We start from the raw sequence: 21,702 nt of genomic DNA, 5'->3' as shown, positions 1-21,702 counted from the left end.
AAAGGGAGAGGGTCATGAACCTTTTCACATCCCGGTTTCGCAATTCGCAATTGCTCAGAAGCAAGGCGCATGCCTTGATACCGGGCGGATGCCATACCTATGCCAAAGGGGATGACCAATATCCTGTGCTGGCACCCGGTTTTATCCAGCGGGGTTCCGGCTCCCATGTGTTCGACGTCGACGGCAATCAATATATCGAATACGGAATGGGAAATCGCGCTGTGGGTTTGGGCCATGCCTACCCGCCGGTGCTTCACGCTGTGCGGGATGCATTACAGGATGGTTGCAATTTCACGCGTCCAAGCGCCATTGAAATTGAATGTGCGGAAAGCTTTCTCGAACTGATTGAGGGAGCTGAGATGGTCAAGTTCTGCAAAGACGGATCGGATGCAACCTCCGCTGCCGTTCGATTGGCGCGTGCCTATACTGGGCGCGATATGATTGCCATTTGCTCTGATCATCCATTTTTCTCAACCGATGACTGGTTTATCGGTACAACCAAAATGAACGCAGGGATTCCGGCGTCTGTCTCTGCATTGACGACGACATTTCGCTATAATGACATAGCAAGTGTGCAGACTTTGTTTGAAAACTATCCGGGCATGATTGCAGCCCTTATTCTGGAGCCTGCACGCGCTGAGGAGCCGCAGAATAATTTTCTGCATGAAGCAAGACGCATCGCGCATGAAAATGGGGCTCTATTTATTCTCGACGAGATGATTACCGGCTTTCGCTGGCATATGCGCGGTGCTCAGAGGCTTTATGAAATTGAGCCGGACCTTTCGTGTTTCGGTAAGGCGCTGGGGAATGGATTTGCGATTTCCGCGCTCGCAGGCAAGGCGGAATATATGCGGCTTGGCGGGTTGACGCAGACGGATTATGCCCGCGTGTTTCTGCTTTCTACAACCCATGGTGCTGAAACCCATGCCATGGCGGCGGCTATTGCCACCATGAAGGTCTATCGCGATGAACCGGTGATCGACAGGCTTTATGAGCAGGGTACAAAGCTTATAGAAGGCGTCAATGCTGCAATTGCAAGCCACGGATTGCAAAATCATGTGCGCTTGCTTGGTCGGCCCTGTTGTCTCGCTTATGCTACGCTTGATCAAAATGGTCAGGCGTCACAAGCATTTCGTACATTGTTTCTTCAGGAAACGATCCGGCGTGGTGTTTTGATGCCGTCGCTGGTTGTCAGCTATACGCATAGCGATACGGATATTGCACGCACAGTGGAGGCGATTGATGGCGCGCTTGGGGTCTATGCGCGCGCGCTTCATGATGGTGTTGAGACCTATCTAACCGGTCGCCCGTCACAGGTGGTCTATCGCCGCTTTAACGAAGCATCATCCTACCCACCGGCCACGCGATGAGGTTTTGGCGGGCGGGTTTAATTTTAACCTTGCTGTTGTTCACAACAGGAGCCGCATGGGTTGAACCGGTTTTTCCAATCAGGGTGAGTTCGGACCATAATTATTTTGAGGATGCGCAAGGGCGACCGTTTTTATTACAGGGCGATGCGGCATGGTCGTTGATCGCTGAACTCAAGCGCGCCGATGCCACAATCTATTTGGCGGATCGCAGCAAGCGTGGGTTTAATGCCATTCTCGTCAATCTGATCGAACATCAGTTTTCCAGCAATCCGCCAGCCAATGCCTATGGCGAACTGCCGTTTAAAAATGAGACTTTCGGTGCACTTAACCCGGCATATTTCGATTATGCCGCATGGGTGATCGAACAGGCGCAAAAACGAGGACTGGTTGTCTTTCTGGCCCCTGCCTATCTTGGCGTGAATGGTGGGGATGAGGGGTGGTTTGCGCAGGCGGACGCCGCGGGACCTGAAAGAATGAAGTCCTATGGTGAGGCGATTGCGCGCCGGTTTGCGAAATTTTCCAATATTGTCTGGGTTCTGGGTGGCGATTTTGATGCGCCGGATCGCGCACTGGTGTCTGAGCTTGCCGAAGGCATTGCTGCTATTTTACCCGATGCGCTGCAAACCGTTCATTCCGGGCGGGAGAGCGATACCGGTGAATTTTGGGCCGATGAGCGCTGGTTGGCGATCGATACGGTTTATACCTATGACGATGTTCATAAGACAGTGTTGGCGCGCAGCAAGGCAGGAAAGATGCCGGTGGTTCTGCTTGAAGCGGCTTATGAGAATGAGCGGGAAACCACAGCCCGCATGATCCGTCGCAATGCCTACGGCGCTGTTCTTGGCGGCGCAGCCGGGCAGTTTTTCGGCAACAATCCGATTTGGCATTTTTCGGGACCGGGTGTTTTTGCGTCCGATCAGCCCTGGCAAGATGCTCTGGACAGCCCCGGTGCGCGGTCGATTGCCGTGATGAAAGCACTTTTTGACAAGATGCCATGGTCACAATTGCAAGCAGACCATCATCAGAGCATTACCCTTTCAGACGGCAGCTATGCCGCTGCTTTGCCTGATCACAGCCTTGCCGTGATTTATGGTGACGCTGGCAATTTCAGGGTGAAGCGAAGCGCGTTTGCCAAGGATGCAGAGGCTATGTGGGTCGATCCCGTCTCGGGTCAGTTTTTGCCTGCCAGCGATCCCGAAATGGATGGAGATGCAAGCGTCTATCCGGCGCCGCAACAGCGCAGGGATGGCCGTGAAAGCGACTGGATTTTGCTCATCGGCAGCCCTGAACAGTTGCAGCTCATCCATAAGGCGTAGTCAGCACGCCTTTTAGCTTCTTTTATCCACGCTTGTCCGAAGCAAACATGCCATCGGTCAACTCGCCGCTCCTGTGTGCACCCGCTAACCTATGTCAATAAACAAGGTGAGGGATTGGTTATGAAGGTACTTGTTACAGGGCATCAGGGCTATATCGGGTCGGTCATGGTGCCGACGCTGATCAATGCGGGCCATCAGGTTTCAGGCTATGACATCGGCCTTTATCAGCATTGTCTTTTTGAAGAGGGCGGCTCTGTCTTCAATGTACCAACCACTCGGAAAGATGTACGCGATGTGTCGCCGCGTGATCTTGAAGGCTTTGATGCGGTGATTCATCTTGCCGCTTTGTCCAATGATCCACTCGGCAATCTCAATGAAAACCTGACTTATGATATCAACCACCATGCCAGTGTGGCGATGGCGAAAGCCGCGAAAGCAGCTGGCGTCGGCAGGTTTTTGTTTGCGTCCTCGTGCAGCAATTATGGCATCAGTGATGCAGATCTCATCGATGAATCCGGTGAGTTGAAGCCTGTCACAGCCTATGGTCGCTCAAAAGTAAGAGCTGAACAGGAAATAGCCGAATTGGCAGATTCCAATTTCTGCCCGGTCTATTTGAGACCTGCAACCGCCTATGGCGTCTCTGCGTTTTTGCGCTTTGATATTGTGCTCAATAATCTCGTTGCCTGGGCCGTGACCAAAGGGTTGATCTATCTTAAATCCGATGGAACGCCGTGGCGCCCCATTGTGCATATCCGGGATATTTCCCGCGCCTTTAACGCCGCCATGCTGGCACCACGTGAAAAAGTGTTCAATGAAGCCTTTAATGTCGGCTCCACCGAACACAATTATCGCATCCGCGATATTGCCAGCATCGTTGCCGCGACTGTTCCTGAGTGCCGGATTGAATATGCCGATGATGCAGGCCCGGACACGCGCTCCTACCGGGTTAGTTTTGAAAAGCTGGCACAGGTCTTGCCGGAGGCAAAGCCACAATGGGATGCCGCAGCCGGTGCGCGTGAGCTGCTCGCCGCTTACAGCCGTTCATCGCTGACGCTTGAGGAGTTTGAGGGGCCGCGTTTTCAGCGCATCGCTCATATTCGCAAGCTGATTGCTGAAGGCACACTCGATGCCAGTCTGCGCCGTCTCGATGAGCAGCCGCAACCACTTAGGATATCCGCATAATGGATAATGGGCTGGGCCTTCAACAGCAGGGTGCAAGGATCTATGCGCTGGCAAAGCGGCTCTATCCGATATGCCGCAGTCTCACGGGTGATGGTGTGCGCGAGACGCTTGCCATTATCGGTGAGCATTTGCCGTTGAAAATCCATGAGATTCCAACGGGAACACAACTCTATGACTGGCAGGCACCACAGGAATGGGTGATCCGCGAAGCTTACATCATGGATGCTGCGGGCAATCGAATTGTCGATTTTGCCCGACACAATCTGCATGTGGTGAATTTCAGCGTGCCGGTGCGGACGAAATTGCCGCTCGCTGCACTCAAAGAGCACATTCATACATTGCCGGATCAGCCCGATCTCATACCGTACCGGACTTGCTATCACACGGAGGCATGGGGGTTCTGTATGGCGCATCATGCGCTGATGCAGATGAAAGACGGGCTCTATGATGTGGTGATCAATGCGGAGCGTCGCGACGGCTTTCTGACTTTTGGTGAACATAGTCATCATGGTGAAACAGAAGAGGTCTTCCTGCTTTCAGCGCATCTCTGTCATCCATCCCTTGCCAATGATAATTGTTCAGGACTGGCGCTTCTCACCGCTTTGGGGCAAGCGCTTAAGCAGCGCAAAACCCGGTACACTTACAAGCTTTTATTTGGCCCTGCCACGTTTGGAGCACTTGCCTGGCTAAAGCAGAACGAAGAGCATCTGGCACTTATAAAACACGGCCTTGTCTTATCCTGCGTCGGTGATAATGGCGGGCCCCATTACAAGCGGAGCCGGCGTGGTGATGCGCAAATTGATCGTATCATGGCGCAGGTTCTTGAAAGTTCAGAGCTTGTGGGCGCAAAGCTGCATGATTTCTGGCCTTATGGTTATGACGAACGCCAGTTCTGCTCGCCGGGATTTAATCTGCCGGTTGGCCTGTTTCAGCGCAGTCTTTACGGCGCTTTTCCGCAATATCATACCTCGGCGGACAATCTCGACTTTATCAGGCCGGAATATTTGGAGCAGTCTTACAATTTTATTATGATGGCGATTGAGATTGCCGAGCGCAACTGGACGCCGATCAATACATCGCCCAAGGGCGAGCCACAACTTGGTCGCCGCGGGCTTTATGCCAATACGGGTGGGGATCACAATGCTGCCGCACGCGCCATGGCGCTGTTATGGGTGCTTAATCTGGCGGATGGAGGTCATTCGATCCTGGACATGGCAGAGCGTGTTGGTTTGCCATTTGCGCAGCTTGCAGATGTGGCGGACAGACTTAAAGATGCGGGATTGCTGATTTCAGCCTAAAGATGCGGCCAGCATTTGTCTTTTTCAGACATGACGCTGGGCGCAGCTGGCCATGAAATTCCCAGCGCAGGATCGTCGTAGCGCAAACCGGTTGCAAAATCAGGCGCATAGGGCTGTGAGATCATATAACGCAGAAGCACGTCGTCGGTGAGTGTTTGAAAGCCGTGGGCACAACCCGCAGGAATATAAAGCTGTACGCCATTGCCCACTGAGAGCTCCATTCCCGTCCAGCGCCGATAGGTTGGGGATTGCGGTCTTAAATCCACCAGAACATCCCAGATCACGCCTTGCAGGCATGTGACCAGCTTGGTCTCTGCATAAGGTTCATTCTGATAGTGAAGGCCGCGCAAAGTTCCCTTTTCGCGGGAGAAGGAAAGGCTGTGTTGTGGAAAATGGATTTCCAGTTTCCGCTTGGCAAATTCAGCCTCACAAAACACGCGCGCGAACCAGCCCCGCTCGTCTTCAACCCTTTCGGGTTCAATCGACCATGCACCATCAATGTTGAGGGGGGTAAATCGCATGTGTTGCCTCACTTGCTGAACGCGCTCATTCTGACAGTTTCAAGCCTGCGAGATAGTATCGTTTTTGGCTCAGCCGAATGGCCTTAGGTTAGCGGCAAATGCTCCCAAAGGCTTAGGCGCATACCCCACTTCCGACATAGGGAGAAGACAGGGGATCGCTCATACTCATTCGACAGGTGATGGGGGCGCCCGATCGTATATACGGGTCGCCCCTGTTGACAGTCTCGGAAAGTTTAAGGGCACTGGATAGTTTTACACATCCGGCATGGATCGGATTTCAGACCAACATACCCAACCAGGGGCCGGGCAGGACGAGGTGTATCATATGACCATCCAGACGCCGGGCATATTGCGGAGTGCAGGCATGGCCAAGGAACAGGCAGGCTGTCGTTTGTGCGGAACGCTGCTCAAACACACATTTGTCGATCTTGGTATGTCGCCGCCATGTGAGAGTTTCATCACTGCGGACCAGCTTGATCATATGGAGCCTTATTATCCGCTGAAAGCCTATGTGTGCGACCATTGTTATCTGGTGCAGTTAAAAGAATATTTTAGTCCGGCGGAGATTTTCACCGAATATGCCTATTTCTCGTCTTTTGCCACGAGCTGGGTCAATCACGCGAAAGTCTACTGCGATGAAATTACTGAAAAACTTGGCCTCAACAGCAACAGTTTCGTTGTGGAGATTGCAAGCAATGATGGCTATCTGCTGCAGCATTTTTTACCCAAAGCCATTCCGATTTTAGGCATCGAGCCTGCGGCCAATGTGGCCAAAGCGGCCGTCTCAAAAGGCGTGCCGACGCGGGTGGATTTCTTTGGCTCCGCTCTTGCTTCGCGTATGGTCAGTGAGGGCGATAAGGCCGATCTGATCATCGGTAACAATGTGCTGGCACAGGTGCCGGACCTGAATGATTTCGTGCGTGGAATGCAGCTTCTGCTCAAACCTGAAGGTGTGATCACGCTAGAGTTCCCGCATCTCACCAATCTGATCGAATACAACCAGTTTGATACGATTTATCACGAGCATTTCTCGTATTTTTCGCTGCTGACCATCCGCTATATGGCGCACCGCCATCATCTCAAGGTGATCGACGTGGATGAATTGCCAACACATGGTGGATCGTTGCGCGTTTATCTCGCCCATAATACCAGCAAGCGAAAGGCCGGTCCGCGTGTTGCAGCCCTTTTAAAACGCGAGCTTTCCTTTGGCATCAACGAGATTTCTACCTACGAACAGTTTGCGGAAAAGACGCGGCGGACAAAGCGGGATCTGCTGTCCTTCCTGATTGCAGCCAAAAATTCGGGCAAACGTATCTGCGGCTATGGCGCGCCGGGTAAGGGCAATACATTGCTCAATTATTGCGGGATCGGTACCGATTTTCTCGATTTTACAGTGGATCGCAACCCTTACAAACATGGCCGCTTCACGCCGGGTATGCATATCCCGATTTACGACACCGCGATGATCGACAGCTATAAGCCTGATTACATTCTGATCCTGCCATGGAACTTCAAAGACGAGATTATCCGTCAGATGCAGCACGTGGTTGAGTGGGGCAGCAAGTTCATCATTCCGATCCCGCATGTCACGCTGATTGATCCGGCATTATTTTCAGAGGAGCGCTAAGTCATGAAAGTCGTTCTGTTCTGTGGCGGTCTTGGCACCAGAATACGGGAGTATTCCGAAAATATTCCCAAGCCGATGATCCCACTTGGTCACCAGCCGATCCTTCATCACGTCATGGAATATTACTCGGATTATGGTCACAATGATTTCGTGTTGTGCCTTGGCTATAAAGCGAATGTGGTGAAAGATTTCTTCCTCAACATCCGGCCGCAGACATTCGCTGATTGCGTGGTGTCGGATGGTGGGCGCAATGTGCGTTTGCTTGAAGAAGTTGACCGTGACTGGAGCGTCACGCTGCTTGATACAGGGATATGGCGCAATATCGGAGAACGCTTGTGGAGTGCGCGGTCTCATGTTGAGCGCGAGGACATTTTTCTTGCCAATTACAGCGATGGCCTCAGTGATGTCGATCTTGATGATATGACTGAGCGCTTTCGCAACAGCGGGAAAATTGCCTGCTTTCTGGCCGTCCGCCCACCTCTAACCTATCATCTTGCGGATATCGCAGCGGGTGGCGATGTGCGGGCTTTCAGGACGTCCAACACCTCCGACATCTGGATCAATGGCGGCTATTTTCTGTTTCGCAAAGAGATATTCGATTACATGCGCGAAGGAGAGGAACTGGTTCTTGAACCCTTCAGCCGTTTGATCGCTGATAACCAGCTTATGGCTTATAAATATGAAGGTTTCTGGCGTTCCATGGATACATTGCGCGACTGGCAGACGCTCGAAGATATGGTCGAAAAAGGCGATATGCCATGGAAGAAACATAAGACGGAACGGTGTGCAGCCAACATCGCGATAGCATTATGATCGATCTTGCCTCTCTCAAAAATCTCGGCAGGCCGCTTAACATTCTCTGTCTTGGCGCGCATTCGGACGATATTGAGATTGGATGCGGCGGGACGCTTCTCAGCCTGATCGCAATGGGAATGGCGCTGCATATTGACTGGTGCGTGCTATCAGGCGGCGAGGAGCGGCGCATGGAAGCGCGCGAGTCAGCACGCGATTTTCTGTTGGGAGCGCATAGCAGCAATATTCATTTGGCGACGTTTGAAGACAGTTACTTTCCGGCACAAAGCAGAGGGATCAAGGAATGGCTGATCGCGCAGCGCGGCCGGGTCCAACCTGATATTGTCTTCACACATCACAGTCAGGATGCACATCAGGACCACCGCACCGTCCATGAACTCACCTGGAACATTTTCCGTGATCAACTGATCCTTGAATATGAAATTCCGAAATGGGATGGAGATCTGGGCCGCCCAAATACCTATGTTGCGCTTTCGGCCAGCGTTCTAGGGCGGAAAATCGAACTGCTGATGCACCATTTTGGAACCCAGCGTTCTAAAGACTGGTTCGACGCAGAAACATTCCGTGGGCTTGCCCGCCTGCGCGGCATGGAGTGCCGCGCGGCGGAAGCTTATGCAGAGGCATTTTACGCCTCCAAAATAAGAATTCTCTAGAGCCTGCGGAAATTTAGCGCAATTTGACGATCATGGCAGCGAAATACAATGAGTTTTTTTTAGCTGACACCCGTCTTCCTGAAGTGCCACACATTACCTAACGCATCGGTGAAGGTCAGAATCCTGATGGTCAATCCGTTCTTTGAGCGACCGGTTGCCTGATAGGGGGTCCCCTTCTGCGCTACTCGCTTTTTTGGTGAGCACGGATGATCGTACCATCGACCAGAATGTCTTCAAAGCCGGTGTGGCACCTGATACAGCCTCGAAATCTGTTGAAACACACTGTTCCATTCGTCCATCCCCGTTGGGAGGTCGCGCCAAGGACCACCAACCTGCACCTTCCCGAGAGCTGCCTACAGAAACGCTCGATTGTCCTTCACAGTCCCGGCTTCGATACCGGATACTGCCGGGAAGCAATAGTTCTCATAGTCACACAGCTGCTATCAGAGATGACAAAACCTTCGAGCCGCATCAAAAGGAAGCTTGAAGCACAAAATTGAAGATCTGAAGATCTTAAGGGCTCACAGAAGCTAGTAGCGTCGGCGAATGAAGAGTCCTGCGAGCACTGATATTGTGACCGTTACGGTTAGAAGAATGAAAGCGAGGGCAGCTCCGAGTGGCCAGTTCGCTTTGTTCAATATTTCGGTCACGATCATGGGAGCCATCATGCGGAACGATGGGCCGCCAAGAAGCACCGGCGTGGCATAAGCATTCATTGTTAAAATGAATGACAACACCGAAGCTGCGAGAAGACCGGGCATAATTTGTGGCATTCTCACGAGCATAAAGCTCTGCAAGGGTGATGCCCCGAGGCTTGCTGCGGCGTAGTCAATATTTTCGTCGAGGCCCTCAAAAACACTTTGCAGTGTAAGGACGACATACGGAAGATTGACCGCTGTGATACCGATAAAGACAGCCGTCGGTGTCTGCATGATTGTCAGCGGCGTAGAAATAATGCCGATCTTCATGAGTAGAAAATTGAGCACGCCCGTCTGCCCGAATGCAACCATCCAACCTGCCGCTCGAACAGCATTTGAGATAAACAGGGGCAGGATGATTGCCATAAGAAGTATGGTTTTGAGGCGACCGCTTTGTCGCGAAACCCAGTTTGCCAGAGGCAGGCTGAGGATGATGCAAACTGCAGTAACTGATCCTGCCATGAGCACGGTCGTGCCCATGCCTTTCAGGTAATATGTGTCGGTAAAGAATGTTGCAAAGTTCGCCAGAGTAAAGCCTTGCACCATGAACTCGCCAGGCACGAAGTCGTTAAAGCTATAACGCAACAGATAGAGCAGCGGCAGGGCCATGAAGATAAGGACCAGTCCTATCGCAGGCATGAGAAGTGCGGCGGCGGAGATTGATGTTTTTTGCATGGCTGTACCGGAAAAGCTGGAGCGGAACCTGTCTGGCTTCAACCAGACAGGTTGTGGCGATCATCAGGCTTTGAACTCTTTGTTCCACCAGTTTTGCAGATCGGCATCTGCTTTCGCAACGTATTCAAGATCAGGCAGCACGAATTGTTCACGCTGTTCCGCAGTGTAGTCTATAGCAGACGCGAGTTCGGCGGGGAGCGTTACATCAGCATTTGTTGGCGCATAACCCATCTGCTCAGCAAATGCGGTTTGCGGTGCTTGTTCAAGCATGGCGTTCAAGTACTGGTATGCAGCTTGCTTGTTCGGTGCGTTCTTAGGCACTGCCATATCCGAAAGATAGAGCGCTATGCCTTCTTTTGGAATGGCAATTTCGATATCAATGCCAGCATTTTTCCACATATAGCCGCGTGCATTCCACATGATACACATGACGATTTCGCCGGATTTCAGTGCCTGTGCAAGCGCCTCATTGGTAGGGTAGATTTTCACGCCCTGCTTTTTCAGTTCGAGCAATTTGGCTTTGCCCGGCTCGTAATCTGACGCACTGCCACCCGCAATCATTGCAGCAGATTCAATTGTCGTCTGATATTGAAGATCGATGACACCGACGCGACCTGCATATTTCGGGTCCCACAAGTCGGCATAGGACGTTGGCGCAGGACTTACCTGCTTCGGATTGTAGAGAATAACCCGACCCGTATAGATATGCGGAATGGAGTAGTTGGTGCGAATGAACGGCAGAACCTTGCTCAGATTAGGGACCTTCGTTTCATCCAGCTCTTCAATAATTCCGTTCTGGAACATTTCAAAGCTGCCCTGACGGGTGAGACACGCAATGTCCATCGATCCGCGTGGCAAACGCCGCTCTGCCAGAAGTTTTGCCTTTCGTACAGTATCGGTTGCCGGGTCATATATGACCTGCATCCCGCTGCCTTTAAGGTTCCCATCTGCTATATTGATTTGTTGCAGGTTTTGGTAATCGCCACCCCAGGTGCCAACAACAGCGCGGCCTGCGGCCTTGGCAAACGAAGGCAGCATGGTTGAAGCCACAAGGCTGCCGGAGAGAATTCCAAAAGTGCGTCTGCTTATTTTTGTCATGCTAATTCCCCTATTGATCGTTGATGAAGCATTCCCGGAGGTCTATCGCCTCGTTCAGGAATGAATGACTAAAGCAGCACGACATCCTCCGGCGCGATGCTCATTGAGATTGAATTTTCAGGAGTAAGATCGATGCCCACTTCATTGAGTTCACGCGGCGATGTAACGGCCGTCAAATGCTGCCCATCAGAGAGCATCAGATCAATCTCGACCATGCCGCCCAAGAACAAATGCTTTTTGATAATGACTGTCTGACTGTTTTGTGTGGAAGGTAAAGGCGCTTTGCTCAATCGCAGAGCTTCCGGTCGGATAAGCACCTCGGATGCAATTTTAGAGCTTGGTGCTGCTTGAAACCGCACGCCTCCATCGGTGATAAAGTTGCCGTCGCTGCTTGCTTTGCCTTTCAGGAAATTTGCACGGCCAATAAAATCTGCAACGAAGCGGTTTGCGGGTTGCTTATACAGCTGCTCTGCATCGCCGATCTGTTCAATCAACCCCGAACGCATAAGCACCAACCGGTCGCCGACCGACATGGCCTCTTCCTGATCGTGAGTGACCATAATTGTCGTGATGCCAAGCGACTTCTGAAGGCTGCGAAGCTCGTCACGCACTTGCAGACGCAACCGTGCATCCAGATTGGATAGGGGCTCATCAAGAAGCAGCATGTCGGGCCGAATTGCGATAGCGCGGGCAATAGCGACACGCTGTTGCTGCCCACCTGAAAGTTGTTTTGGTAATCGGTCCATCAGATGCGCAAGATCAACCAGCTCAAGGGCGTGCTTAACGCGGCTTTTCAGCTCTGGTTCTGCGACTTTCCTGCGGCGCAGGCCAAAGGCTACATTCTCGAAGATGCTCAGATGCGGAAAAAGTGCATAGTTCTGAAATACCAGGCCAATATTGCGTCGATGCGGCGGTTCAAAGGTAATGTCTCTGTTTCCAAGGCGCATCGTTCCCGCATCCGGTTCAATGAAGCCAGCCAGCATGCGCAATGTTGTGGTTTTCCCGCAGCCTGATGGACCCAAAAAGATAAGGAACTCACCTTCATGAACGTCAAGGGTCATGTCAGATACGGCCTTGAAAGCCCCATAGGTTTTGGTCAATTTCTGAATTTGAACGTCAGCCATCAGACCATCCTCGAAATGTTTACAAAGCGATTGGAAATCAGGAGCATCAACGCCACAAAGAGCACCTGCAGGACAGAAACCGCAGCGATTGTCGGATCAATTTTCCATTCCAGATACTGCATCATCGCAACCGGAAGCGTCACCTGTCCGGGACCTGAGAGGAAGATGGAAACCTCAAGATTGCCGAAGCTGACCACGAAGGAAAACACAGCCGCTGCAAATATTCCCGGTTTTATAAGTGGCAGTGTCACCAGCCAGACAACTGTTGATGGTTTGGCACCAAGTGAAGCTGCGGCTTCCTCAACCGACATGTTGACGCCCTCAAGCGAAGCGAGAAGCAAACGGATACACCAGGGGATTGTCAGCAAGACATGACCTGCCACGAAAACACCGGTTGAGCCGACAATCGGCGCACCTGACGCAATTTCGATTTCAACGACCGTCACATAGAGTGCCGCACCGATCACGATGGCTGGCACAGTGAGAGGTGACATCAAAAGCTGGATCAAGGCACTGCGGCCACGAAAATTGCGCCGGACAATCACCATTGCCGCAGGAACCGATACCAGCAGTCCGGCCAGCATCGCAAAACTCGCAACAGCTATTGAAAGCAGAAACCCACTCAGAAACTGAGGTTGGCGAAATGCTTCTGAAAACCAGTGGAGTGAATAGCCTTCAACCGGTAATGACAGTATCTCGTTCGAGATCACTGAGAGCCAGAACACAAGCACAAGGGGCAGAAGCATCAGCGAAAGGCTGAATGCTATTATTGTCGCTGCTCCCAATCGTCCCAGGCGTTCTGTGAGAGAATTGCCCCGGACCATTCGACTTACTCCGCCAGAGTGTTCTTGTGGAAGACGCCGCCCTTCATGATGGCAGTTAAGCACTCATCATGTCTTTCGAGTGTGGTGATGTCTTCGAGTGGGTTGCCATCCACAATCAGAAGATCCGCATAGGCGCCCGGCTTGATAACACCGATTTCGTTTTCCATGCCGCAGAGCTTTGCCGAAACGCGTGTTGCTGAATGCAGCACTTCGCGGTTCGTCAATACGCTCGCACGCAGCGAAAACTCCATCGACTGATATTTGTGAAGCTGCCCGAGCAAATCTGAGCCAAATGCCATCGGCAGACCAGCATCACGCATGATTGCGAGAGATTCCAGTCCACCACGGCGGACTGTATCGATTTTGGATTGGGAATCTGCACTCAAACCGAAACTTGCACCTTCCATCGCCAGCCCTTCATAGGCAACGAGCGTTGGGCAAGCGATTGCGCCGGCCTCTGCTGCCAGTCGCGCCGTCTCAGGTGTTATAAGGTTGCAATGCTCCAACGATTTAACACCGCATTCGACCGCACGGCGAATGGAGGCATCTGAATAGGTGTGAGCGGCAACATAAAGTCCGTAGTTCTCAGCCTCTTCTACGATGGCGCAGATTTCTTCGCGTGAATATTGCAGTACGTGAATAGGATCATTGGGTGAGGCGACGCCGCCATTGGCCATGATTTTGATGAATTGCGCACCATTCTTGATTTCTTCGCGTGCTGCGCGGCGTACTTCATCGACGCCATCGGCAATCCGTCCGAGACTTCCAAGTCTGGCTTCATGCAGCGGACGATTGTCGTAACGTTTCCGATAATCGCCGTGACCGACTGTCTGGCTCAATGCTTTGCCACAGATAATGAGGCGAGGGGCTTCGACGGTGCCCTCATCGACAGCAAGTTTCAGGCCGAGATCAGCGCCTGCCAGATCGCGGAGTGTTGTGAAGCCGCGCATCAACATATCGCGCATGATTTTGGCGCTGCGCAAAGCTATGAGGGATGTCGGCAAGGCGGCATTTTCAGCGAGATCGACAAGGGTCGCAGCTACGTGGACATGTGCATCAACAAGCCCTGGCATTAATGTTCGGCCAGCCAGATCAATTCTCTGAGCGCCAGGAGCATCAATAGGCTGGTCGCTAACCGCTGCGATGCGCTCGCCTTCAACCAGTACTTCCATGCCTGATTTGAGAGCGCCGTTGTCAACATCAAGTATCTGGCCGCCAAATAACACAAAACTCGTCATTGTTCGTTCCCCATTATGCGCCCATTTCAGGGCTTGTATACAGTAAGTATATTGGCAGCATCCTTGCACAGAGATATTGCCTTGTCCAGATAAAAACAGTACAGCTTGTTTTTATGTTGAAAACTCGCTTATATGTTTGTTTTAGCTTATATTTTAATGGATACAGGTCGTTGCCTGTGTTGATTTTTGATGCAGTTCGCTTAATATCGAGGCAGCAATTTTAGCATTGTCATTTATAGAGATATCGCCGTATGAATCGCTCCGTGAAACCGATTAGAGTCCGAAGTTCGACAAACTCCCGTAGAAAAACACAGGCGGAGCGGTCGTCATCGACGCGATCACGAGTCTGCCAAGCAACACTCGAAGCGCTTGCTGAAGTTGGACATGGGCTCATTTCGACGACTTTGATCGCTCAAAAGGCAAAGGTTTCGCGTGGTGCACTTACACACCAGTTTCCCTCGCGTAACGATTTGCTCGTTTCAGCTTTACGGCAGCTTCATGAGGATTGGGAAATAGCTGATCCGTTTGGTGCTGACCCCAATGAAACCAGATACACGCTGCCTGAACTGACAGAAGCTCTATGGGTGACGATTTTCTCGGATACTCGTTACATTGCTGCCATTGAATTGATGCTGGCAGCGCGCTTGGACAATGAATTGGGTCAGCGGTTGCGTGACGAGATGAAGCGATGGGTTGATATACGCGATCTTCGCATATCGCTGTTAGTAGGCTTCGAACCGGAGAACGAGACTGATACCCTAAAGCTACATCTCATTTTGTCCGTCCTGCGCGGTATAGCGGTTCACCAGGGCTTTGATCCAGAAATAGCTACTGGTCGAAAATTAGTTGATCTTTGGAAAAATATTTTGAGCGGAATAATGGAGGTTCCTAAGCCGAGATGACAATTTAGGGAGTTTGGGATCAAACAACTGAGGCCTTTTATAGGCTTCCAAATCATGAGGTCCTAGATCATTATTCTGGTAAGCATTCCCCGCGCAAGCCGCTCCGGTTCCGCCTGTTACAGTACCCAACCCTTGCAGGATGGAGCTCGTGATGGATTTGACCGTGAGATCAGCAGCGGCGCCCATTAGGTCAGCATCTTGAACAAATTACTTAATCAGTTTTTGTATTTCCGGGGCGAGCTTTGTCGACATTGCCCGATCGAGTGCCGTTGAAGTCGGTGTCCGCCTTGAGAACCCATCTGGACAGCGTGTAGTGCCGTCGGTTTTGTTATTCTGTCGCGAATTTCTCATTTCTGCTGGCGATCCTGGTTCCTATCGTGATCTTCAGGAAATGATGGCTGATCGTGGTATGAACGTTGACCATGCCAAATTGAACCGCGGGGCTGGTGGTCGTGACGGATAAACGCTTGAGTTCATGCTGTCAAAATGCGGAAACCCCGATACTGCATGGTGCTTCTTTAAGAAAGCCCTCGCAAGCGATGGCGTTGCGCTTAAAATTGTCATTTATAAAGGCGGAGCTAGTCTGGCTGGAGTGGAGATTATAAACACAATCCTGAAACTATGGGCACAGGTAAGAAGCAGTTCGCAAATGACAGCCGCTCGCCATTCGAAGTCTTTGCGAAAATCGTAGCATAAGTGCATCTAAATATATGATTGCTTTTAACTTGATAAAAATTGCGATGAAATATGCTAAAGCGACTCCAATTTTTATTCTGAATTTCAAAATAAAATTCGCCGAAAAATAGACCTTATGCAAATAGAATTACATAATGTCGTTAAATTCAACTTTGCGAAGGGGTAAATTTTGCCACCAGTGCATGACTATCGCCCGGATAGGTGAAGCGCACATGCGTCACGGGCTGGCCGGCATTCCATGTCTGGCGCTCAACAACGAGACAAGGCGAACCGGCAGGCACGCCAAGGATCGACGCGTTCTCTTCGGTTGAGACAACCGCACGGATGGAATGCTGCGCATTGCTCCAAGGCACGCAGGCAACAAGCCACGGACCGGGTGATTGCTCTGCAAAATTGGTATCGGCTGCACTCGGCACGGCATCAAGACTGATGATGCGTTCTTCCAGCGCAAAGACCCGCTTCCCTGCATAATGACGGCAGACGAGTTCTATCAATGGCGTATGGCGCGGTATGTCGATATGGCGGGCATCGGCAGGGCCGCTCAGCCGCTCACTTCGTTTCAGCAGTTCAAAACGATAAGGTTGCCCAAGCGCTGCAACCTCATCGCGAATATCATGAATTTCAAGAATCGCGGCTTGCGATTGCGGGAACGAAACAAAGCTGCCCGAACGGCGCTTGCGCTCAATCAGACCGGCTTTTGCCAGCTGCGTCAGCGCCTTGTTCACGGTCATGCGTGAGCAATTATAATACGCGGTCAGTTCGTGCTCAAACGGGATGCGATGACCGGGCTGCCATTCGCCGGAAATAATGCGCGTTTCAATATCATCCAGAATACGCTGATGCAGCGATATGGTCGCTTCACTTGATCTGGATAAATTGTCCTGCACTTTGTTCCCTTTGATTAATCCAGCAATTCGCCAATCACTTTCTGGAAAGCACGCTCTGCCGCATCGCGCAAGCGGTGATGTCCGCCCTCCACCTGTTTCACGCCGAGCACCCACACATCGGATGCACGCGCGCGACCGGCAAAAATCCAGCCATCGAGAACCGCATCCCCTTTTGCATGCGGCAGACGCTCAACATCAAGCGATACAAAATCTGCCGAAGCACCCGGTTTCAAACCATCGCCTTCGCAACCCATAGCAATATGACCGCCCACTAACGCGCCATCAAACACCGCACGGCCGGTCGAGCCTTCGTTTTTCGCGAGCACATTACGCGCACGATGCAACAAACGCTGCGAATATTCATATTGCCGCAACTCATCGCCAATACCGATCAGCACATTGGAATCAGACCCAACACCGAACCGGCCACCATTGGCGTCGAACACGGTGGCATTGAACGTGCCATCACCGAGATTGGCTTCCGTGACTGGGCAAAGACCCGCAATCGCGCCAGCCTGAGCCATGCGAGTGGTTTCCGCATCACTCATATGCGTTGCGTGAATGAGACACCAGCGTGACGACAATTCCTGATGGTCAAGCAGCCACTCGACAGGCCTTTGGCCCGACCACGCAATACAGTCCTCAACCTCTTTGACCTGCTCGGCAATGTGAATATGCACCGGCGCCTCGGGCAAAAGCGATGCTGCGAATGTCAGCTCATCAGGGGTGACGGCACGAAGACTGTGCGGCGCCACGCCAAGCACTGCACAATCAAAGCCAGAAAGGGCTTTCTGACAACCTTCAATCAAACGTGCGAAACTCTGCTGATCATTGATAAAGCGGCGCTGGCCTTCATTGGGTTGGGCACCTCCAAAAGTCGAATGCGCGTAAAGCACCGGCAACAAGGTCAGGCCGATGCCAGCGCTTTTCGCTGCCGCAACAATGCGATCCGCCATTTCCGAGATATTGCCATATGGCGTACCGTCGCGATCATGATGCAGATAATGAAACTCGCCAACGCGCGTAAATCCGGCTTCCAACATATCGACATAAAGCCGCAAGGCCACCGCTTCCGCCTGTTCCGGCGTCATGGTCAGCGCGAACTTATACATAATCTCGCGCCAGCTCCAGAAACTGTCAGCCGATGGGCCGCGTCGTTCAGCAAGGCCAGCCATGCCATATTGAAACGCATGGCTATGCAGGTTCGGCATGCCCGCGACGATCACTTCGTGATGCTCATCACCTGACTGCGCGCCAACGCCCGTTTCAACAGAAGCGATCTTTATGAGTGCCGGATGGAGCGAGGTTGCGTGTCGCCAACGACATCAAGGGCTTTTCGTTGATCCCATAGTGCCGCGCGCGTCCTGTGGTCGGAGCTTTTGATTGCTGTTGCTCTGTTCTGATGAGATGCGTGGTTTTGGAAGTATTGGAGGGTATCCATAGTGCTTTCATCCTTGTTGCACATGACAAAAATTCATCACGATCCATGAGAACATAATTTAAAGTTCGAATATTTAATAATATTGGAGATATATAATTAACTAATTTATTATGTAATTTATTTTATTAATTCACTTATATAAGCACATTTCATTTTTATTGACAGATTTGATTTAAAATATAATATAATAACATGCGTTTTTATATGTATTAATTTAGTTAGTTATATTTTTAGTTGAACTAAATTATATAAAACTTAAAGATACGCAATTCTGTTGTAATTCAAGGTTTATATCTTCACTAATTCAATGGTGTAAAATTGATTAATATATCACATCGCAAGCGTTACGTATTTTCCATTTTATTGTTTGGCGTTGTCATTGAATCATTGCTGTGTGTCACCCCGACTTTCAGTCAGTCAGTAGGGGGGCGGGGCGGTTCTGCAGTAGGTAATCCAGGTGCGCCGGGTGCTGGTGGTGCGCCCAATCAAGCAGGAGGAGATGGGAAGAATGGTGAAGCGTCAGGCAGTGGTGGATCTGGAGGTGGAGGTGGGGGGGCAGGCGGTGGTGCAGGTGGTCGTGGTGCTGATGCTCGAGCGTCGCAGGGTTTGGGATCTACAGTTATTGCTAATAGCGGCGGTTTGGCGGGGCAAGATGGGGCGGCATCTGGACCCCGTTTTGTAGGTGGAGGTGGAGGAGGTGGAGGAAATGGAGGTACCAATGCAAATTCGGTCAATACGAACTATACAAATCAGCAAGATTTAGTTGCTGGCAATGGGGGGAACGGTGGTAAAGGAGGGAATATCTATGGCGCACCTGCCATGATGTCGAGTTCAAACAGTGCCTTTGCTGGCGGCGGCGGGGGCGGGGGCGCTGGTGGGTATGGTATTGTTGCAATGAAAGCGCTTCAACTTATAAATGATAAGGACATTCACGTTACTGGTGGCAATGGGGGGGCTGGTGGAGATGGCGGCGATACATCCATAGATAATATTGGTTATGGTGGTGATGCAGGTCGTGGTGGTGATGGTGGCCATGCTATTTACTTTCATACCGGTGGCGAATTAATCGATAATGCTGGAGTTCTTCAAGGCGGCAAAGGTGGTAACGGAGGCGGGATTCTTTCGTGCTGTTACACGAATACCCAAGGTGATGTTGGTGGGCTAAATGGTTTCGGCGGTAACGGTGGAGCTGGAATATATATTGGAGGCACCTCCATCTCCAATATGAATATCTCCAATACAGGAATAATAAAAGGTGGGGATGGCGGAGTCGCCGGCACAGGTGGAGTAACGAATCCAATAGGGCAGTACATGATCGGTAGGGGTGGTAGAGGCGGATATGGAATATATGCGACACTTGCCACTATCTCTAATGCCGGAATAATAATGGGTGGGGATGGCGGAGCTGCTGGGACAGTTACCACAAGTTACGGTGGCGCTGGTGGTAACTGAATTATGGGGCATTCCCTTCATGTAGTCAACAGTGGTACAATTACCGCAGGTAAAGGTGGGACTTCGCAAAACAACGGTATGGCCGGTGCGGATGGTTATGCCATTTGGTTTGATTCCGGTGTCAATTCGCTTGAGCTTCAGTCCGGTTCGAAAATTAACGGCGATGTGGTGGCGCATGGTACCAATAACGTATTCATCTTAGGCGGAGACCTAAATGATACATTCGCCGCTGATGTAACCAGTGAGTTATCTGGTACGGAACAATATCGCGGATTTTCCAGTAATATAAAAGACGGCGCAAGTGTTTGGTCGTTGACAGGTAACTCTGCGAATTGGATGATTAAAAAAGGTGTGCTGCAGATCGGCAATGGTGGAACAGCCGGCAGTATTGAAGGCGGTGTGAATACCGGTACGGATGCAACGAACAACGGTATGCTGGGCTTCAACCGGATGGACACCATCTCCTTTCGCGGTATTATTTCCGGCACAGGCGGCGTTTTGCAAGCAGGCACTGGAACGACCGTTCTGACTGCGAATAATACCTATACAGGTGGCACCAACTTCAATTCGGGTAAATTGTCGGTTTCGTCAGACAACAATCTTGGCGAAGCGTCTGGTGCATTGCGTTTCGATGGCGGCATATTGAAGATCACCGGGACATATATGAACACTACAAGCCGCAACATTGAATGGGACGCAGATGGCGGCGGATTTGACATCGACGAAACGTCCAACACGTTCACGCTCAATCAGAACTTGGGAGCAGGCGGTGCGCTGACAAAGCTCGGTGATGGCACACTGGTTCTGTCTGGCACCAACCTCTATAAGGGTGGTACGAATATCAACGCGGGTACATTGTCGGTTTCGTCAGACAGCAATCTTGGCGATGCGTCTGGTGGGTTGAACTTCAGCGGTGGAACGCTCAAGATCACGAACACGATGATTTCAGCGCGTGATATCACTCTGACTTCCAACAGTGGCGGGACGATTTCTGTTGATGGCAGCAAGACTGCGACCTTTAGCGGCGTCTTCAAAAATGCCGGAGCGGCGAAAGGCGCTTTCACCAAAGCGGGCAATGGTACGCTTGTTCTGACGGCTTCCAATAGCTATACGGGCGGCACAACGGTTTCCGGCGGCATTCTGCAGCTGGGTGACGGCACCACGGATGGTTCAATCATGGGCGATATTGCGCTTGATGGTGGCAATCTCGTGGTCGACGATACGGGGGCGACCCCGCTTTCCGGCGCCATCACCGGTACGGGCAGTGTCACACAGAACGGAGCTGGTACGCTCACACTTTCGGGCAATAACGGTTACGGCGATACATTTTTCAATGCCGGTGTGGTTTCAGTCGAACAGGAAGAGAATCTGGGAATAGGTGCGCTTAATTTTGACGGCGGCACACTGCAAATTACCGGCACGCATTTTAACGACACCACAAAGACGATCGTGTGGGGCGATCACGGCGGTGGCTTTGACATTGTCGATCCCACCAACACCTTTACCATTACGTCTGCCTTTACGGGGTCGGGTCAACTGGCCAAAAAGGGGGCTGGTACGCTGGCCTTAACGGGTGACAGCAGCGTCTTCCAGGGCAATACGCTTGTGAAGGATGGCACTCTGCGTCTTGATGGCGGCAAGCTCGGTGATGGAACCGGCACGGTCGATGTCGCATCCGGTGCGGCACTGGGTGGCCATGGCAGCATTGGCGGCAATACAACGGTTGAGGGGACTCTTTTGGCTCAGAGCGGACAGGTCCTGACTTTCTCAAAAGACTTGACGCTCAATGCAGGCAGCAATGTCGACGTGACGTTGAATGGCGGACCGTCAATGAGCGAGCTTTTCCATGTCAACGGCAATCTGACCATCGACGGTACACTGACCGTG

The 21,702-nt window shown here is 51.5% G+C and carries 17 protein-coding genes and 1 pseudogene; 10 read left to right on the top strand and 8 right to left on the bottom strand.

Annotation, left to right across the window (positions count from 1 at the left end):
* Nucleotides 1–14: 14 nt before the first annotated feature.
* The 4 genes from ABE527_RS18110 (at nucleotide 15) to ABE527_RS18095 (ending at nucleotide 5,166) form a co-directional block, all read left to right on the top strand.
* Nucleotides 15–1,370, top strand: a complete 1,356-nt coding sequence (locus ABE527_RS18110; RefSeq protein WP_499697812.1) for a glutamate-1-semialdehyde 2,1-aminomutase — start codon at nucleotides 15–17, stop codon at nucleotides 1,368–1,370.
* Nucleotides 1,367–2,686 (top strand): glycoside hydrolase family 140 protein, encoded by a 1,320-nt coding sequence (locus ABE527_RS18105; RefSeq protein WP_499697811.1) that lies wholly within the window; start codon nucleotides 1,367–1,369, stop codon nucleotides 2,684–2,686. Before ABE527_RS18110 ends, ABE527_RS18105 begins: the two co-directional genes overlap by 4 nt.
* Before the next feature lie 120 nt (nucleotides 2,687–2,806).
* Nucleotides 2,807–3,868: an NAD-dependent epimerase/dehydratase family protein gene (locus ABE527_RS18100; RefSeq protein ID WP_499697810.1), complete on the top strand. Its 1,062-nt coding sequence runs from the start codon at nucleotides 2,807–2,809 to the stop codon at nucleotides 3,866–3,868.
* Nucleotides 3,868–5,166 (top strand): DUF4910 domain-containing protein, encoded by a 1,299-nt coding sequence (locus ABE527_RS18095; RefSeq protein ID WP_499697809.1) that lies wholly within the window; start codon nucleotides 3,868–3,870, stop codon nucleotides 5,164–5,166. The genes ABE527_RS18100 and ABE527_RS18095 overlap by 1 nt, the downstream gene beginning before the upstream one ends.
* On the opposite strand, the gene rfbC is transcribed toward ABE527_RS18095, so the two are convergent.
* Nucleotides 5,163–5,687: a dTDP-4-dehydrorhamnose 3,5-epimerase gene (rfbC, locus tag ABE527_RS18090; RefSeq protein ID WP_499697808.1), complete on the bottom strand. Its 525-nt coding sequence runs from the start codon at nucleotides 5,685–5,687 to the stop codon at nucleotides 5,163–5,165. The genes ABE527_RS18095 and rfbC overlap by 4 nt on opposite strands.
* Before the next feature lie 325 nt (nucleotides 5,688–6,012).
* Between rfbC and ABE527_RS18085 the strand changes: the two genes are divergently transcribed.
* From ABE527_RS18085 to ABE527_RS18075, 3 genes are read left to right on the top strand one after another with little or no spacing between them, the layout of a single operon-like run.
* Complete coding sequence (locus ABE527_RS18085; protein ID WP_499697807.1) at nucleotides 6,013–7,314, top strand: methyltransferase domain-containing protein; 1,302 nt, start codon at nucleotides 6,013–6,015, stop codon at nucleotides 7,312–7,314.
* Between the two features lie 3 nt (nucleotides 7,315–7,317).
* Nucleotides 7,318–8,127 carry a sugar phosphate nucleotidyltransferase gene (locus tag ABE527_RS18080; protein ID WP_265986435.1) on the top strand — a complete coding sequence of 270 codons (810 nt, stop codon included), beginning with the start codon at nucleotides 7,318–7,320 and terminating at the stop codon, nucleotides 8,125–8,127.
* The gene (locus ABE527_RS18075; RefSeq protein ID WP_499697806.1) at nucleotides 8,124–8,780 is read left to right on the top strand and encodes a PIG-L deacetylase family protein; all 657 of its coding nucleotides are present in this window, start codon (nucleotides 8,124–8,126) and stop codon (nucleotides 8,778–8,780) included. Before ABE527_RS18080 ends, ABE527_RS18075 begins: the two co-directional genes overlap by 4 nt.
* A 530-nt stretch (nucleotides 8,781–9,310) precedes the next feature.
* Here the strand turns inward: ABE527_RS18075 and ABE527_RS18070 are convergent.
* From ABE527_RS18070 to ABE527_RS18050, 5 genes are all read right to left on the bottom strand, one after another.
* On the bottom strand, nucleotides 9,311–10,153 hold the full coding sequence (locus ABE527_RS18070) for an ABC transporter permease (protein ID WP_499697805.1): 843 nt from the start codon (nucleotides 10,151–10,153) through the stop codon (nucleotides 9,311–9,313).
* Nucleotides 10,154–10,216: 63 nt separating this feature from the next.
* The gene (locus ABE527_RS18065) at nucleotides 10,217–11,251 is read right to left on the bottom strand and encodes an ABC transporter substrate-binding protein (protein ID WP_499695239.1); all 1,035 of its coding nucleotides are present in this window, start codon (nucleotides 11,249–11,251) and stop codon (nucleotides 10,217–10,219) included.
* A gap of 68 nt (nucleotides 11,252–11,319) precedes the next feature.
* The gene (locus ABE527_RS18060; RefSeq protein WP_499697804.1) at nucleotides 11,320–12,375 is read right to left on the bottom strand and encodes an ABC transporter ATP-binding protein; all 1,056 of its coding nucleotides are present in this window, start codon (nucleotides 12,373–12,375) and stop codon (nucleotides 11,320–11,322) included.
* Nucleotides 12,375–13,199: an ABC transporter permease gene (locus ABE527_RS18055; RefSeq protein ID WP_499695237.1), complete on the bottom strand. Its 825-nt coding sequence runs from the start codon at nucleotides 13,197–13,199 to the stop codon at nucleotides 12,375–12,377. Before ABE527_RS18055 ends, ABE527_RS18060 begins: the two co-directional genes overlap by 1 nt.
* A gap of 5 nt (nucleotides 13,200–13,204) precedes the next feature.
* The gene (locus ABE527_RS18050; protein ID WP_499697803.1) at nucleotides 13,205–14,437 is read right to left on the bottom strand and encodes a metal-dependent hydrolase family protein; all 1,233 of its coding nucleotides are present in this window, start codon (nucleotides 14,435–14,437) and stop codon (nucleotides 13,205–13,207) included.
* Between the two features lie 251 nt (nucleotides 14,438–14,688).
* Between ABE527_RS18050 and ABE527_RS18045 the strand changes: the two genes are divergently transcribed.
* Complete coding sequence (locus tag ABE527_RS18045) at nucleotides 14,689–15,339, top strand: TetR/AcrR family transcriptional regulator (RefSeq protein WP_499697802.1); 651 nt, start codon at nucleotides 14,689–14,691, stop codon at nucleotides 15,337–15,339.
* 842 nt (nucleotides 15,340–16,181) lie between these two features.
* On the opposite strand, the gene hutC is transcribed toward ABE527_RS18045, so the two are convergent.
* Both hutC and ABE527_RS18035 read right to left on the bottom strand, forming a co-directional pair.
* Nucleotides 16,182–16,922, bottom strand: a complete 741-nt coding sequence (gene hutC, locus ABE527_RS18040) for a histidine utilization transcriptional repressor HutC (RefSeq protein ID WP_499697801.1) — start codon at nucleotides 16,920–16,922, stop codon at nucleotides 16,182–16,184.
* 14 nt (nucleotides 16,923–16,936) lie between these two features.
* Nucleotides 16,937–18,241 (bottom strand): annotated as a pseudogene (locus ABE527_RS18035) (formimidoylglutamate deiminase); the annotation flags it as partial.
* A 440-nt stretch (nucleotides 18,242–18,681) separates the two neighbouring features.
* Between ABE527_RS18035 and ABE527_RS18030 the strand changes: the two are divergent.
* Both ABE527_RS18030 and ABE527_RS18025 read left to right on the top strand, forming a co-directional pair.
* A complete protein-coding gene (locus ABE527_RS18030) occupies nucleotides 18,682–19,815 on the top strand; it encodes a hypothetical protein (protein ID WP_499697800.1) in 1,134 nt (377 codons plus the stop codon).
* A 3-nt stretch (nucleotides 19,816–19,818) separates the two neighbouring features.
* Nucleotides 19,819–21,702: autotransporter-associated beta strand repeat-containing protein (locus ABE527_RS18025; protein WP_499697799.1), on the top strand; the 1,884-nt coding region annotated here is incomplete at its 3' end.

It is taken from the genome of Brucella sp. TWI432 (assembly GCF_039674445.1).
Lineage (GTDB): Bacteria > Pseudomonadota > Alphaproteobacteria > Rhizobiales > Rhizobiaceae > Brucella > Brucella chromiisoli.
Note: the sequence above shows the minus strand (reverse complement) of the source record. Positions and strands in the feature narration are given on the sequence as shown.

Bases quoted from the DNA above. Each gene is read 5' to 3' on its own strand.
- ABE527_RS18110 (WP_499697812.1), top strand. From the start codon at position 15: ATGAACCTTTTCACATCCCGGTTTCGCAATTCGCAATTGCTCAGAAGC.
- ABE527_RS18105 (WP_499697811.1), top strand. From the start codon at position 1,367: ATGAGGTTTTGGCGGGCGGGTTTAATTTTAACCTTGCTGTTGTTCACA.
- ABE527_RS18100 (WP_499697810.1), top strand. From the start codon at position 2,807: ATGAAGGTACTTGTTACAGGGCATCAGGGCTATATCGGGTCGGTCATG.
- ABE527_RS18095 (WP_499697809.1), top strand. From the start codon at position 3,868: ATGGATAATGGGCTGGGCCTTCAACAGCAGGGTGCAAGGATCTATGCG.
- rfbC (WP_499697808.1), bottom strand. From the start codon at position 5,687: ATGCGATTTACCCCCCTCAACATTGATGGTGCATGGTCGATTGAACCC.
- ABE527_RS18085 (WP_499697807.1), top strand. From the start codon at position 6,013: ATGACCATCCAGACGCCGGGCATATTGCGGAGTGCAGGCATGGCCAAG.
- ABE527_RS18080 (WP_265986435.1), top strand. From the start codon at position 7,318: ATGAAAGTCGTTCTGTTCTGTGGCGGTCTTGGCACCAGAATACGGGAG.
- ABE527_RS18075 (WP_499697806.1), top strand. From the start codon at position 8,124: ATGATCGATCTTGCCTCTCTCAAAAATCTCGGCAGGCCGCTTAACATT.
- ABE527_RS18070 (WP_499697805.1), bottom strand. From the start codon at position 10,153: ATGCAAAAAACATCAATCTCCGCCGCCGCACTTCTCATGCCTGCGATA.
- ABE527_RS18065 (WP_499695239.1), bottom strand. From the start codon at position 11,251: ATGACAAAAATAAGCAGACGCACTTTTGGAATTCTCTCCGGCAGCCTT.
- ABE527_RS18060 (WP_499697804.1), bottom strand. From the start codon at position 12,375: ATGGCTGACGTTCAAATTCAGAAATTGACCAAAACCTATGGGGCTTTC.
- ABE527_RS18055 (WP_499695237.1), bottom strand. From the start codon at position 13,199: ATGGTCCGGGGCAATTCTCTCACAGAACGCCTGGGACGATTGGGAGCA.
- ABE527_RS18050 (WP_499697803.1), bottom strand. From the start codon at position 14,437: ATGACGAGTTTTGTGTTATTTGGCGGCCAGATACTTGATGTTGACAAC.
- ABE527_RS18045 (WP_499697802.1), top strand. From the start codon at position 14,689: ATGAATCGCTCCGTGAAACCGATTAGAGTCCGAAGTTCGACAAACTCC.